Source organism: Wolbachia endosymbiont (group A) of Anomoia purmunda (genome assembly GCF_947251545.1).
Classification (GTDB): Bacteria; Pseudomonadota; Alphaproteobacteria; order Rickettsiales; family Anaplasmataceae; genus Wolbachia.
On sequence record NZ_OX366362.1, the window covers coordinates 1,193,841 to 1,208,561 of the forward strand.

The following is a 14,721-nucleotide window of genomic DNA, read 5'->3' on the forward strand; positions in this document are numbered from 1 at the left end:
CAACATTGCAAATTTAGAGTTCAAAAGGGTTATTCCTCGAGAATTCCTGCGTCAGAAAGCTGGCGTTGAATTTGTATATAATGTTGATCTTGGAGGTTTTTATGAATAATAGTGAGAGAAAAGAGAAATTAGAAACTCGCATTTTATCAAGTAGAGGCAGGTCTTTACTTGACCATGAGCTACTGGAACGTACTCTATCTGAATATGCAGAAGGAAGAGAAGTGGCAAAAAGGCTAATTGAGCTCTTTAGTAGTTTAGGAAGGGTAATTAATGCTGACTTTCATGAACTAAAAAATGTTACAGGAATGAATGATGGAGCAATAGCAAATATCTTTTGCCTGAAAGAGATTTTCGATAGGATATTGAAAGGTAAGTTAAAAAAGCTGTCGATTCTTGATAATAGAGAAGAGCTACTAAAATACTTTAAAGCAGCAATAGGACAGTCAAGAAAGGAAAGCTTACGAGTGGTATACTTAGATCGAAGTGGTCATTTAATATATGAGTATATTCAAGACTGTGGAACTATAGACAGAGTACCTCTATATGTGAGGGAAATAATAAAACAGGGATTACTGGTTGATGCAGCATCTGTTGCAATTTCACATAATCATCCAAGAGGAGATATAGAGCCATCTAAAGAGGATGAAGATAACACACTTACATTAGCTGCAACCTGTGAAAATGTAGGAATGAAATTAATAGATCATATAATCGTAACACAGAAGAGCCATTTTAGTTTTTATGACAGTGGTTTATTGTAATCTGTAGACTGGAAGGAAAGTTCTCTAGCTTTCCTTCTTTTTTTCCACTTCATAAATTAAAAAATTCAATATAAGCTTGAACAGCTAAAATTAGTAATGAAAGGTGGAATTAGGCAAAAAAATAAAAGAACTTAGATTATACTGTGGTTTAACACAAACTGAGTTGGGAAAGAAAATAGGCGTTTCGTATAGACAAATACAAAGGTACGAAAATAGTTCAAACCAAATTTTGGCCAGTAGGCTATACGACTTAGCAAAAGCACTATCGATTAATGTGGCTGATTTTTTTACTGATGTGCATGTCGACTCGCATGAAACTTATGATGAAGAAATACTAAAATTGGTCAAAGGGTATAACGAAATTAGGAGCAAAAGGTTACGTAGTGTAGTTTATACGCTAGTAAAATCTTTTTCTCAAAGTTACAATGAAAGTTAGTACTGTTTTTATATATGAATTAAGACATTAACAAATGGATACACAACATCCTATTGATAAACAAATAGGGGAAAGAATAAGGAAAAGAAGGTTAATGTGTGGTCTCAGCAAAAGAGACTTAGGAAAAAAGCTTGAAATTTCATTTCAGCATATACAAGGATATGAAACTGGAGAGGTAAGGCTTATAGTTGATAGGCTGTATAATTTGGCAGAAGCTTTGTCCGTTGATATGTCATATTTTTTTACCAAAGCCTCTGAAGACTTGCATGATAATGCCTTCCGTAGCGATGTGGGCAGCGAAGAAATATCAAGGCTAGTGAGGGAATACAGGAAAATTAAGGATGAAACGTTGCGTGATATTGTGCATTCAGTGATAAAAGCGCTTGCCAATAAATAATATTGCCTGAATATATCTTCAATCCACTTCTACAAGCAATGCTAGTTAAGGTAAATTTTTTATGGTAATCTTGATTAAATTTCAAGAACTACTTTACTTTGCAATAATTATGGCTATGTAAAACATAGCCATCAATCAAAAACGTCCTACAGATGTCGTTTTGTCATTTTTTAATTTATCTACCCAAGAAAAAGTCTCACTACTCTTAGAATTTGGATCGCCCCATCTTCCACACCTAGTAAAACTGCCTTTTTCTACTGCTTCTTTAACAGACATTCCACCAAATAAACAACCTTGTCCTATGATTTCTCCGATTTTTTGCAACTCATTCCACATTTCTTCATCTTCTACCTCAATTTGTACTTGATGATAGTCTTCTGTGTCATGATATACCATTAAATTTAGTTCTCCTAGGCTAGTGCAAAGTGTTACTGTAAAAGCGCTGTTATCGGATATATCCACGTAATTTCTTTTGCCGTCCTTCCCAGTTTTTACTTCAACTTCACCGTCACCTATTTTTATAATATTGCCACCGAGATTTAAATCTCCTTTGCTTAGACCCAAATTTTTTGCACCTTCTACAACTTTTGCAACATCAACTATGCAGCTATGTGAAAATTCCATATAGAAGGTCTTATTATCGATTTCTACATTTTCAACAGTTCCTTCTATAGTAGAGTTCTCTCCAACTTCCCTGAGTTTTTTGAGCCTACTATATATTTGTGGCTCAATTTCTTTTTGCACCTTTTGATGAATTTCAGTTATTTTCTTATCAACTTGTACATTAAAATCTGCTCCATTTAAGGCTAACTTCCTGATTATATCCTCTTGTTTATTTCCTTTGAATTCATCACGATACATCTTAAACATTGTAACGTTAGCAAAGCTAAAGCCATCCTCATTGGCAGCATTTATTCTTATTCCTAAATCCAAAGCTTCATCGACGATTTTACTTAATTTGTCTATATTTTCAGCTGCAATAGCTTTTTCCAATAATTCATTTAGTTTCATATTTTCATATTCACTTAGCCTTATCTTGCATAAAGCTGATCGAAATGGATTGAGCTCTTCAGGATATTCCAATACAGGTAATTTACTAATCTTTTTATTTGCTCTTGGAACAGCTTTTATAAAATTAGGTAACAACCCTTCTTTTGCTATTCGCTCTACCGCTTTTAACATTTTACTAGACAATTTTTTACTTTTTATCTTTTTCATTGTAACCCTCACTTAATCTTATTAACATTCAATCATATCGTGATAAATATTATTTAATTGTTAATATTATACGACTTATTGATTTACTGTGAATTATAATAACAAGTTTAACGGGCATTTACGCTACAAAAACACATCTTGTAAAAATTATTTCAGTTTCAACAAAAATAGGGTATTGTGATTGTAAAATTAAAAGCAATGGATCTCCTATCTTACTCCACTGAAAAATTGAAGAAGCATTGTCAGCTACTTGATGATGAAGAAAAAATAATTCTATATGAGCAGCTGCTAGACAAGGCTAAAGATATACTTGAAAATTCAAGAGATAATGTCTCTGAGTTGAAAAAGATCAGTAAAGCTGCTGTAGCGATAGAGGAAATTACCGATAAAGAGTTGTTAGAAAAGTTTAATGATGATCACTCCCTAAGGGAAGTAGACATTTTAATCTATTCTCCTCAAGGAAACACTGAAGTGGCAAATTACCTGTTCAGCATAGATAACTCATCAGAGCTTTATGATTTAAAAAAAGATAAAGAAAAAGCTCTTTATAATGCAGTTAAGTCAAATGATGTTGAGCTTGTAAAAAAGCTGCTAATGATCCTTTTACCTACAGAAGTAGGTGATTTTGATCTAGAATACTTGGAAGAATTGAAAATATTGCTGTCAGGAATTCACAAAGAATTACAATTATCACAAGATATGAAAAATTATCTTGAGAAGACGATAAAGTTCTATAGTTTTTTATGTAGTAATTTTAGCTTATTAGTTGCAAATCCCACTGATGTAAAAGCTATGATTGATCTATTTGCTGCTCAACCAAATATTGATTACCAAATAGATAAGCTTCTACTTTCCTTTATTGTGAGAGGTGTAGAGGAAGAAAAGCTAAGTTCTAAAATCAGTCACATGATAGAACTTCTTGAGCAGCATGAAAGATTTGCTGAGCTCGAATATAAGGTTAGAAGGTTAAGATCAGAGTTTGCAAGTGGCAAAAGCAGATATTCAGCTGAAGTAATACGAAATAACATTGCAGAACGAGAAAAAGAGATGAGGGAGATTGAGAAAAAATACATAAGGCCAAACGATTTAATTAGCGAGAGGCAGAAATTGTTAAAGCAATTACTTTGCTAGTTTTTTTCCACTTCATAAAATTTGTTGTAAATTTGAGTAAGGGATAAAAGGTGCAATTAGGTAAAAAAATAAAGGAACTTAGGTTATACTGTGGTTTGACACAAACCGAGTTGGGAAGAAGAATAGGTGTTTCATATAGACAGATACAAAGGTACGAAAATGGTTCAAATTGTGTTTTGGCCAGTAGATTATATGATTTAGCAAAAGCACTATCGATAGATGTTGCTGATTTCTTTACTGTTATGCATACTGACTCACATGAAAGTTATGATGAAGAAATACTAAAATTAGTTAAAGAATATAATAAAATTAAGAGTAAAAGGCTGCGTAGTGTAGTTTATGTATTAGTAAAATCTTTTTCTCAAAGTTACAGTGAAAGTTAGTATTGTTTTAATATGCGAGTTAAGATATTAATAAATGACTGTACAAGCTGAACAACATCCTATCGATAAACAAATAGGGGAAAGAATAAGGAAAAGAAGGTTAATGTGTGGTTTTAGTCAAAGAGAATTAGGAAAGAAGCTTGGAATTTCATTTCAGCATATACAAGGATATGAAACTGGAGAGGTAAGGCTTGTAGTTGATAGATTGTATAATTTGGCAGAAGCTTTGTCAGTTGATATGTCATATTTTTTTACCAAAGCCTCTGAAGATTTGCATGATAAGGCCTTTCGTAGCGATGTGGGCAGCGAAGAAATATCCCGATTAGTAAGGGAATATAGAAAAATTAAGGATGAAGCATTGCGCGATATTGTTCATTTAGTGATTAAAGCTCTTGCTAACACAGGCTTCAAATGGGATGTTAAATGCACGTCAATCTCAGAGTAGAGAAGTTAAGGTATTGTTTCAGTATTCTTTCCTCAAGCCACCTAATCAGTTATTTGTACTTTTACTATAGAAAGACAGCAATTCCATTTTTTTAATTCTTTAACATGGATAGCGCTGTTTCGCGCAGGAAATTACTTTATTCCAGAAGACTGTATTCTATTTTGTAATTATTGAGTTTACTCTACTTTCCGGTCTTTTCTGTTTTCCTTTAATCCAAAACTTGCATTTTTAAAATAAATATTGCACTGTAAAATGTTTATATATAACCTATTAATGCAAAGAGCTTTTTGGTGAGGATTTTGTCAATTTTAGAGAGGGTTATATGCCATCAGAGCAGTTTGAAAATATAAAACAAGCTATAAGAAATAATAATAACAGAAAAGTTGTAGAACTTATAAACGATAATGTGACTATTGCTGGGCATTCTGACGTAGATGGGTGGAATTTGCTACACTATACTGCTCAGTATGGCAACTTAAACGCTACAGAATTTTTAGCAAACTTAACAGATATAAACCTTATCGATGGTAAAACCAATGCTCAGCAGAAGCCTATACATATTGCTGCAGATAATGGACATACAAAAATCGTAGAGTTTTTTATTAATGAGAAAAAAATGGATGTTAATGATCCAGGAAAAGATTACGTGACGCCACTTCACTATGCCGCTAAAAAAGGTGAACTTGAGATGGCAAAGTTTTTAGTAGGAAAAAACGCAACGATTGATGCTCTAGCTAATGGTGCTTGGACACCATTGCATTACGCTTCTGAAGAAGGTAAGTACTCAGTTGTGGTATTTCTCGTAGAAAATGGAGCAGATATTAGCAAAAAAAATCCTGATGGTAAAACATCATTACAGCTTGCTGAGGGAAAAGGGTATCAAACTATTAAGGACTTTTTAAAAAGTAAGGAATCAGAAAAGGAAAAGTTACGACAAAATAAAGCATTGCTTGATGCTGCAAAGGAAGGAAGTAGTAAAAAAGTTCGGGAATGTCTTAAAAAAGGAGAAATTGATTATAAAAATCAGAATGGTTGGACAGCCTTACATTATGCTTCTAATAGAACAGTAGATGATTTGGAATTTGTAAGGTTTTTAGTAGATAAAAATGCAGACATTAATTCTAGAAATTCTGATAATAATAAGCCTTTACACATTGCTGCAAGGAATGGACATGAAAATATCGTAAAGTTCTTTCTGGATGAAAAAAGATTAAGTGTTAATGACCCAGGAAAGGATAATTGGACACCCCTACATTATGCTGCTGAAAGTAATCGCGTTGATGTCGTTAGGTACTTGGTAGAGAAAAAGGAAGCAAATATCAATGCTAAAAATTATGGCAATGAAACTCCATTTGACCTCATTAAAGACAAGGACTATGAAAAAGTGAAAAAAATACTGCTAGGTAAGGCATTAATTGATGCCGTAAAGCAGAATGATATTACAGAAGTTGAAAATCTTATTCAGAGGAAAGCTAAAGTTAGCTATCTGTATGAAAGTAATAAGTGGACTCCATTACACTATGCTGCAAGTTTAGGTTATAAAGCTTCAGCAGAAGTGCTCATAGCAGAGGATTTAAGCGTTATTAATGATAAAGACCATGAGAGAAATACGCCTTTACATATTGCTGCTGATCAAGGTCATAAAAATATTGTAGAGCTTCTTCTTGAAAAGGGAGCAAATATTGATGCTATAAATTCTGGTAACAAAACACCGTTACAATTAGCTAAAGAAAAAGACCATCAGGCAACAACACAGTTATTATTGAGTAAAGCATTGCTTAATTCAATAGAAGAAGGAAATATTAACAAGATCAGAAAATGCCTTGAGGAAGGAGCTGAAATTAACCGTGAAGACAATAACGGCTGGGCCCCGTTACACTATGCTGCTAATAAAAAAACAGAAGCTCAAGAGCTGGTAAGGTTACTAGTGGAAAGAGGAGCAAACATTAATGCTACAACTAATGATGGAGATAAACCCTTACATATTGCGTCCAGCCATGCGCATACAAAAGTTGTAAAATTCTTCATTGATGAGAAGGGACTAGATATTAATGATCAAGGAAAGGATAATTGGACACCGCTACATCATGCTGTTAACAAAGGTAGCAACGATTTAGTAAAGTTTTTGATAAAAAAAGAAGCAGATATTTATGCTGAAAATTCTAATAGTGTAACTCCACTTGAGCTTGCTCAACAGCTTTCCCAAGGTGAAAGTAATCGGCAAGAAGTTAAAGCAATGTTGCAGGGCAAGGCGTTGATTGATGCTATAAGGAAAAATGATATATCAAAGGTCAGAAAATATATTCAAAATCTTAATTATTCATACGAGAAAAATGGATGGCAGCCGTTACATTACGCTGCTAGCTTAGGGTATAAAACGCTAGCAACAGAACTTATCAATAAAGATCCAAATGTTGTTAACGCTAAAGATTCTGACGGAAATACACCTTTACATCTTGCTGCTACTTATGGCAAAGGTGACGTGGTAGAGCTTTTTCTGAGTAAGCAAGCAAATATTGATGAAGTAGGAAAAAATAACTGGACACCGCTTCACTATGCCGTTTATGAAAATCGATTACCGGTAGTAAAACTTCTTATAGAAAAAGGAGCAAATATTGACGCTACGGGTTTAAGTGAAGAAACGCCATTGCAACTTGCTGTTGAAAAAGGAGATAGTCACAGGGAGGTGGCAAAGTTATTGCGGAGTAGAGAGCTATTCAATGCTGTAAAAGGAGATAACCTGGGTGATGACATTAATAAGATTAAAGGTCCTTTTGCAAATGAGATTGATGTTAACTATTCAGATCTAAATAACTGGACACCACTCCATTATGCTGCTCGCAACGGTTATACAAAAGTAGCAGAATTTCTGGTAGAAAAAAAAGCAAATATAAACGCAAGAACAGATAGTAGAGAAAAACCTTTGCACATTGCTGCAAAAAATGGGCATAAAGATATTGTAGAATTTTTTATCGATCAACAAGAATTAAGCGTTAATGAACAAGGGGAAAATAAGTGGACGCCCCTGCATTATGCTGCTGCAAGCAATAGCCTTAATGTTGTACAGTACTTGATTGAAGAAAAAAAAGCTACTATTGATAGCAAAGATAGAAATAATTGGACAGCTTTACATCATGCTTCTAAAGAAGGTCATATTGAGATTGTAAAGTTTCTTATAAAGAAAGGAGCGAATATTAATGCTCATAATTCTCAAGGAAAATTACCAGTAGATCTGGCAAGCGAGCCTGAAGTAATTCAATTCTTACTGAATGAAGGGTTGTCTGGTGCTGTAAAACAAAATAAAGTGTCGGAGGTGAGAAATTATCTCAACAAAGAAGTTAAAGGAATAAGGGTTAATATTGACTATAGTGATCAAAATGGCAGAATTTTCCTTCATCATGCTGCACGTCATGGTTACTCTGATGTAGTTGAGCTTTTAGTGCAAAGTTGTCCAGCTGTTAATGCAACTGATTTAAACAATTGGACTCCACTGCATTATGCATCTGAGGGCGGACATCTAAAAATCGTAAAGTTTTTAACGAGGGAGCGGGCAGACATTAACATTAGAAATTCTGACGAGGACAAACCATTACACGTTGCAGCCAAAAGTGGGCATCAGCCAATAGTAAGATTTTTCATTGATGAGCGGGGAATGGATATTAATGATTTAGGTAGAGATAATTGGACACCACTTCATTATGCTAGTGCAAACAACTATTCACAAACTGTGAATTTTCTTGTCAAAGAAGGTGCAGATATTACTATCCAGAATGCCCAAGGTAAAGCACCTTTAGAGCTTATAACTGGTAATCAGGAAATTGTCAGATCATTACAAAATGAGGCATTATTTGATGCTGTAGAACAAGGAGAGTATGCTCAAGTTCAAAGATATCTTGATAATGGAGCTGATCCTAACTCTCTGAGCGGTAATGATTGGACGCTGTTGCACCGTGCAGCTGAAAAAGGTCATTTGCTAATAGCTTCGCTTCTAGTAGAAAGAGGGGCAAGCACTGATGCTAAAAATTCTGATGGAAACAAACCTTTGCATATTGCTTCACAATATGGTCACATAAACGTTGTGAAGCTTCTACTTAATGGTAAAGTTAATGACAAAGGTAAAGATAATAAAACACCACTACACTATGCTGCTGAGAGCAATCATTTTGAAGTTGTTCGATATTTAGTAGGAGAAAAAGGTGCAGATATTAATCTTAAAGATGCTGATGGGGATAAACCTCTGCATCTTGCTGCAAAGAATGGACATACGGATATAGTAAAGTTTTTTCTTGATAAAAAGCTCAGTGTTAACGATTTAGGTAAAGATAGCTGGACACCACTCCATTATGCCGCTGAGCAGGGCAGGTCGGAAGTTGTGGAGCTTTTGATAATAAGAGGTGCAAATATCAATGCAAAAAACTCTGGTGGCAAAACACCTTTACAACTTGCTCAACATGAAAAAGTCAAGGAGTTATTGTTGAATAAAGCACTTTTTGATGCTGTGAAAGAAGGAAATTTAGTGAGAGTACAAGACTCTTTCAGAGATGGAGCTAATGTAAACTCTACTAACAGATGGGGATGGGGGCTTTTACACGCTGCTTCTGTGAGAAATAATTTGCCATTAATCAGGTATTTAGTGGAAGAGAAGGGAGCGAATATTAATGCTAAAAGTAGAGATGGAGATAAACCTTTGCATATTGCTGCCGAGAAAGGCTCTTTAGATGTTATAAGATATTTTCTCAGTAGAAAAAATGGTGTGAATGAAGCAGATGCCAACATTAATGATAGGGGCAAAAATAATTGGACACCGCTTCATTATGCTGCCAAGTATAACTACCCCGAAGTTGCAGAGTTTCTCATAGAGAACGGTGCAGATATTAATGCAATTGACTATGATAATCTAACACCTCTGCAACTAGCTAATGAAGGGCCAATTAAAAGATTATTACAAAATAAAACATTATTACATGCTGTAAAGCAGGGAAATTTAAATGATGTAGAAAGATACCTTGATAATGGAGCTAACGTTAATTATTCAGATAAGAATGGATGGACAGTATTACATGAAGCTGCAAGTAGAGGACATCTAAGAGTTGCTCAGGCTCTAATATCAAGAGGGGCGAACATTAATACTAGAGATCAAGATGGCAACAAGCCTTTGCATATTGCTGCTGATTACGGTCGTAGAAACGTGGTAGAATTCTTTCTGAAAGAGGAAAGAGCTGGCCTTAGTGTTAATGATGCAAATAGAAATGGATGCACACCGCTTCATTATGCTGCAAGCAGAGGTGGTTTGGCAATTGTAGAACTTCTGATAACAAAGAGGGCAAATATTAATGCTCAAGATTCTAACGGAAATAAGCCTTTACATATTGCTGCAGATAACGGGCATAGAAGTATTATAGAATTTTTCCTCAGGTGGCACGGGGATGAGCTAAGCATTAACGATAAAGGTAATAGTGATTGGACTATGCTACACTACGCTGCTGACAAAGGGTATCCAGAAGTTGTAAAGTTTCTAATAGAAAAAGGAGCAGATATTGATGCTAAAAGTACAGACAACAAAACACCTCTGCAACTAGCAAGCGGTAAAAACCATCAGGAAGCAGCAAGATTATTGCGTAATAAAGCATTATTTAATGCTGTGAAACAAGGAGAGTTAAGTAAAGTTGAACAGTATCTTGCTGAAGGAGCAGACCCTAACTACAAAGACGAAAATGACTGGACATTGCTGCATGATGCCGCTAGCAAAGGTTACATTGAAATCGTTAGGCTTCTAAAGGCACAAGGAGCAAATGTTGATGCTAAGTCTTATAATGCAAAGCCTTTGCATTATGCTGCTAGGAATGGATACGAAGACATAGTAGCGTTTTTGATAGTAGGAAAAGAGAAAAGTGAGGGTGTTGACAGTCGTGGTAAGAATAATTGGACACCATTACATTATGCTGCTAGACATGGACGCTTGGCAGTAGTAGAATTTCTGGTAGGAGAGGACGCAGATATCAACCTTAAGGATACTAACAGAAATAAGCCATTGCATGTTGCTGCTCAATATGGTCATACAAATGTGGTGGAGTTTTTCCTAAGGAAAAACAGAGAAGGGTTGAGTATCGATGACAAAGGTATAAGTGGAAAAACAGCTTTGCATCAAGCAGCTGAGAAAAGCCATTTAGCAGTTGTAGAATTTTTGATAGAGAAAGGTGCAGATATCAATATCCAAGATTCTGAAGAAAACACGCCATTGCAACTCGCAACTCATCCTGAGACAATTAAATTGTTACAAGATAAGGCATTATTTAATGCCGTTAAGCAGGGAGATCGTGATAAGATTAGTGAATACCTTACTAGTGGAGCTGATGTCGATGTGACTAACAGGTGGGGATGGGGAATGTTGCATATTGCAGCAGAAAATGGCGACTTATCAATGATAAGGTTTTTACAAAGTAAAGGAGCGAACCTAAACATGAAAAGCATTAGTGGTGAAAGCCCGTTACATGTTGCTACCAAAAATGGGTACAAAAATGTTGCTGAGTTCTTGCTTGAACATAGAGTAAGTGCTAGTGAACCAGGCAAAAATAATAAGACGCCATTACATTATGCGGCAGAGGAAGGTTATTTTGAACTTGTCAAGTTACTAATAGAAAAAAGAGCAGACATCAACGCAAGGGATTCGGACGGTAAAACACCATTACAACTTGCTAAAGAAAAAGAGAATGAAGAAATTACTGAATTACTGTTAAATGAGGCTATGTTTCATTATGTAGGAAGGAATGACATACAAAGAGTTAGAGGTTATCTTAAAGAAGGAGCTGATGTTAATTATTCTGGTCACAATAACTGGACACCACTACATTATGCCGCTTATAGAAACCACATAAAACTCATAAAACTTTTAGTAGAAGAAGGGGCAAATGTTAATGCTGGGTCTCATTACATAAAACCTTTACATATTGCTGCTCAATATGGCCATAAAGGCGTAGTGGAATTTTTGCTTAACAGCGGATCAAATATTAATGCTTCTGGTTGGAATAGCTGGACACCACTCCATTATGCTGCTGATTCTGGTCACTCAGAGATTGTGAAGTTGCTTATAGAAAGAGAGGCGGATATTAATGTTCAAGATTTTCATGGCAAGACACCGTTACAACTTGCTACAGAAAAGCGCCACCTAGAAGTCGTAAAAACTCTTTCAAATGCAGGGTTGTTTGATGCGATAAGTCAGAAAGATTTTAGAAAGGTTGAACATTATTTTAATATAGGTGCAGATGTTAACTCTAGAGATGATAATGACTTAACACCATTGCACAAAGCTGCTCAATGTGGTGATTTAGAGATTGTCAAGTTTCTTCTTAGAAAAAAGGCTTATACTAATGCTAGAAATAATAAAGATTACCTTACTCCGCTCCATGAAGCTGCTAAGAGTGGTAACTTAGAAGTTGTGAAACTACTTATTAACTTTAGATCAAACATTCATGATCAAACGATAAGTGGAACAAAATCTTTGCATATTGCTGCTGAGTATGGACATAAAGATATCGTAGAGTTTTTCCTCAATAGGGGATTAAGTGTCAATGATTTAGATAAGAATCAGGGGACGCCATTACACTATGCTGCCAAGAGTGATAACTTAGAAGTTATAAAGTTCCTCATCAGTAGAGGAGCAGATATCAATGCCAAAGATTCTAATAATTTAAAACCTTTGCATATTGCTGCTGAGTACGGTCATAAAGGTATTGTGGAGTTCTTTACTGTAGAAAAACAGCTAAGTGTTAATGACCAAGATAAAAGTAATAAAACATTAATGCACTATGCTGCTAAAAGTGGCAACTTAAACGTTATTGAATTTCTTGCTGGTAGAGGGGTAAATATTATTGCTTTTGATATTAATGGTGTGAGTCCTTTACATATTGCTGCTGAGCATGGACATAAAAACGCTATTGAGTTTTTCCTTAGCAGAGGATTGAATATTAACTATCAAGATAAGAATAATCAGACACCACTACACTATGCTGCCAAGAGCGGTAATTTGGAAGTTATTAAACTTCTTGTAAGTAGAGGAGCGAATGTCAATGCTCAGGATTCTAGTAATGTAAAACCTTTGCATTATGGTGCTCAGTATGGTCATAAGGATGTAGTAGAATTCTTTGTTGTGCAAAAGCAGCTAAGTGTTGATGACAAAGGCAAAGACAATTGGACACCTTTATATTATGCTGCTAAAGGCAGGAATAATAAACACATTGATGATGATAAACTTTTAGAGGTTATTAGGTTTCTTGTTCGTCAAGATAGAAACATCATCAATAATAAAGATGCTTACGGTGCTGGGCCTTTACATATTGCTGCCCAGCATGGACACAAAGATATTGTGGAGTTTTTTATACAAAAAGAATTAAATGTTAATGATGCTGATTATCAGCAATTAACACCTTTGCATTATGCTGCCCTTCATGGTCGCTTGAGGGCTACTAAATCTCTGGTTGAAGAAGGTGCAGATATTAGAGCTGTAAGCAACGACGGAAAAAAACCTATACACTCTGCAGCTAGCAATGCACATAAAAATATTGTATTACTTTTTGTACAGCAAGGGCTAAGCATTAACGACCCAGATACTAATTTAATGTGGACGCCACTGCATTATGCTGCCCATTCTGGTAATTTGGATTTTGTCCAATCGCTTTTAGCTGAGGGAGCAAATTTTAATGCTGTAGATGCTGATAACGCAAAACCTTTACATATTGCTGCTGAACGTGGGTACCAAAGAGTTATAGAACTTTTAATAAACCAAGGAATGAATGTTAATGATTTAGGTCAGGACAATTGGACACCGCTGCATTATGCTGCAAGACATGGTCATCTGGAAACTATAAGGTTTTTAGTAGAAGAGAAAGGAGCAAATATTAATGCTGTTGATCTGAGTGGTAAAATACCTCTACATATTGCTGCTGAGAATGGACATAAAGATATTGTAAAATTTTTCCTTGATAAAGGAATAAGTGTTAATGCTGTAAGTGCAGATAATTGGACACCTCTCCACTGTGCCGCTAGTAATGGTCATTTAGAAACCGTAAAATTTCTTGTGGAGGAAAAAGGAGCAGATATTGACCTTCTCAGTATTGATCATGAAAAACCTCTTGATCTAGCTATTTCTGCAAACCATGTAAGTGTGGTAGAATACCTAAGGCAAGCTCTGGAAGAAAAAGAGCACAATTACGTTGCTAATATCAGGCATAGTCATCTTTTTGTAGATCAGCCTACTGTAGGTCAGTTTCAAAGTAGTGGGGCAGGTAGACATTCTTCACTGATAGGCAACTGGGTTTCTTGGATAAAAGGTTGGATACAGCCAGTATCTAATACTGAACAGCCATTTTTACCAGGTAAGGTGGCCAGCTGTAAATCATCTACACCTATTATTCAAGAAAGGCTTGGGAATATTAGTAATGCAGACATGATGCTTTATTATGTATTATATAGCTGGTTCAATGGGAATAAATGTAACACGACATGCAGAGCTTATGAAAGTGATACTTTATCAGAAGAGGAAATAATAGGCTGTGCTTTACATATAGTGAAAGAGCTAGAGTCAGTAGTGAAGCAAACAGCTCGTAGTAGTGGTATAGCATGCAAATCATTAAGAATTGATTTTTTAGAAGTGCAAAAAACTATCACAGCAAAAATTACAGGCGGTGACTATAATGCAATCCCTAGTCTTTTGGACTCGTATATAGATAGAGCATTTTCAGAAAATTTAAGTCAAAAGCAAATCGATAGATTTAAAAAAGCCTATAGCGGCGAAAAAGACCGAATATTAAATATTAAATTATTTCCTGAACCGCAAAGCGTGCTCCAAGCTAGCATCCAAGTACCTACCTCTATGCAAAGTGTTGTTATAGAAAAAGGTATCACAAATGAAAAAAGCAAAGAGACCTGCTACTCGTTATTAAAATAGCAGGTAG

8 protein-coding genes are annotated in these 14,721 nt (G+C 35.3%); 7 read left to right on the forward strand and 1 reads right to left on the reverse strand.

Annotation, left to right across the window (positions count from 1 at the left end; genetic code table 11):
* The first annotated feature begins 101 nt into the window (after positions 1-101).
* From OPR57_RS06205 to OPR57_RS06215, 3 genes are all read left to right on the forward strand, one after another.
* Positions 102-761, forward strand: a complete 660-nt coding sequence (locus OPR57_RS06205) for a JAB domain-containing protein (RefSeq protein ID WP_265036309.1) — start codon at positions 102-104, stop codon at positions 759-761.
* A 103-nt stretch (positions 762-864) separates the two neighbouring features.
* Positions 865-1,197 (forward strand): helix-turn-helix domain-containing protein, encoded by a 333-nt coding sequence (locus OPR57_RS06210; protein WP_265036310.1) that lies wholly within the window; start codon positions 865-867, stop codon positions 1,195-1,197.
* Positions 1,198-1,231: 34 nt separating this feature from the next.
* Positions 1,232-1,594: a helix-turn-helix domain-containing protein gene (locus OPR57_RS06215; RefSeq protein WP_265036311.1), complete on the forward strand. Its 363-nt coding sequence runs from the start codon at positions 1,232-1,234 to the stop codon at positions 1,592-1,594.
* 135 nt (positions 1,595-1,729) lie between these two features.
* Here the strand turns inward: OPR57_RS06215 and OPR57_RS06220 are convergent, their stop codons facing one another.
* Positions 1,730-2,812, reverse strand: coding sequence for a hypothetical protein (locus OPR57_RS06220; protein ID WP_265036312.1), 1,083 nt, complete (start codon positions 2,810-2,812; stop codon positions 1,730-1,732).
* A 177-nt stretch (positions 2,813-2,989) separates the two neighbouring features.
* Here OPR57_RS06220 and OPR57_RS06225 point away from each other — a divergent pair, with 177 nt between their 5' ends.
* The 4 genes from OPR57_RS06225 (at position 2,990) to OPR57_RS06240 (ending at position 14,714) form a co-directional block, all read left to right on the forward strand.
* Positions 2,990-3,943 (forward strand): hypothetical protein, encoded by a 954-nt coding sequence (locus OPR57_RS06225; protein WP_265036313.1) that lies wholly within the window; start codon positions 2,990-2,992, stop codon positions 3,941-3,943.
* A gap of 50 nt (positions 3,944-3,993) precedes the next feature.
* Positions 3,994-4,326 (forward strand): helix-turn-helix domain-containing protein, encoded by a 333-nt coding sequence (locus tag OPR57_RS06230; protein WP_265036314.1) that lies wholly within the window; start codon positions 3,994-3,996, stop codon positions 4,324-4,326.
* 34 nt (positions 4,327-4,360) lie between these two features.
* A complete protein-coding gene (locus tag OPR57_RS06235) occupies positions 4,361-4,771 on the forward strand; it encodes a helix-turn-helix domain-containing protein (RefSeq protein ID WP_265036315.1) in 411 nt (136 codons plus the stop codon).
* 322 nt (positions 4,772-5,093) lie between these two features.
* Positions 5,094-14,714 (forward strand): ankyrin repeat domain-containing protein, encoded by a 9,621-nt coding sequence (locus tag OPR57_RS06240; protein ID WP_265036316.1) that lies wholly within the window; start codon positions 5,094-5,096, stop codon positions 14,712-14,714.
* The last annotated feature ends 7 nt before the right edge of the window (positions 14,715-14,721 follow it).

Bases quoted from the DNA above. Each gene is read 5' to 3' on its own strand.
- OPR57_RS06205 (WP_265036309.1), top strand. From the start codon at position 102: ATGAATAATAGTGAGAGAAAAGAGAAATTAGAAACTCGCATTTTATCA.
- OPR57_RS06215 (WP_265036311.1), top strand. From the start codon at position 1,232: ATGGATACACAACATCCTATTGATAAACAAATAGGGGAAAGAATAAGG.
- OPR57_RS06220 (WP_265036312.1), bottom strand. From the start codon at position 2,812: ATGAAAAAGATAAAAAGTAAAAAATTGTCTAGTAAAATGTTAAAAGCG.
- OPR57_RS06235 (WP_265036315.1), top strand. From the start codon at position 4,361: ATGACTGTACAAGCTGAACAACATCCTATCGATAAACAAATAGGGGAA.
- OPR57_RS06240 (WP_265036316.1), top strand. From the start codon at position 5,094: ATGCCATCAGAGCAGTTTGAAAATATAAAACAAGCTATAAGAAATAAT.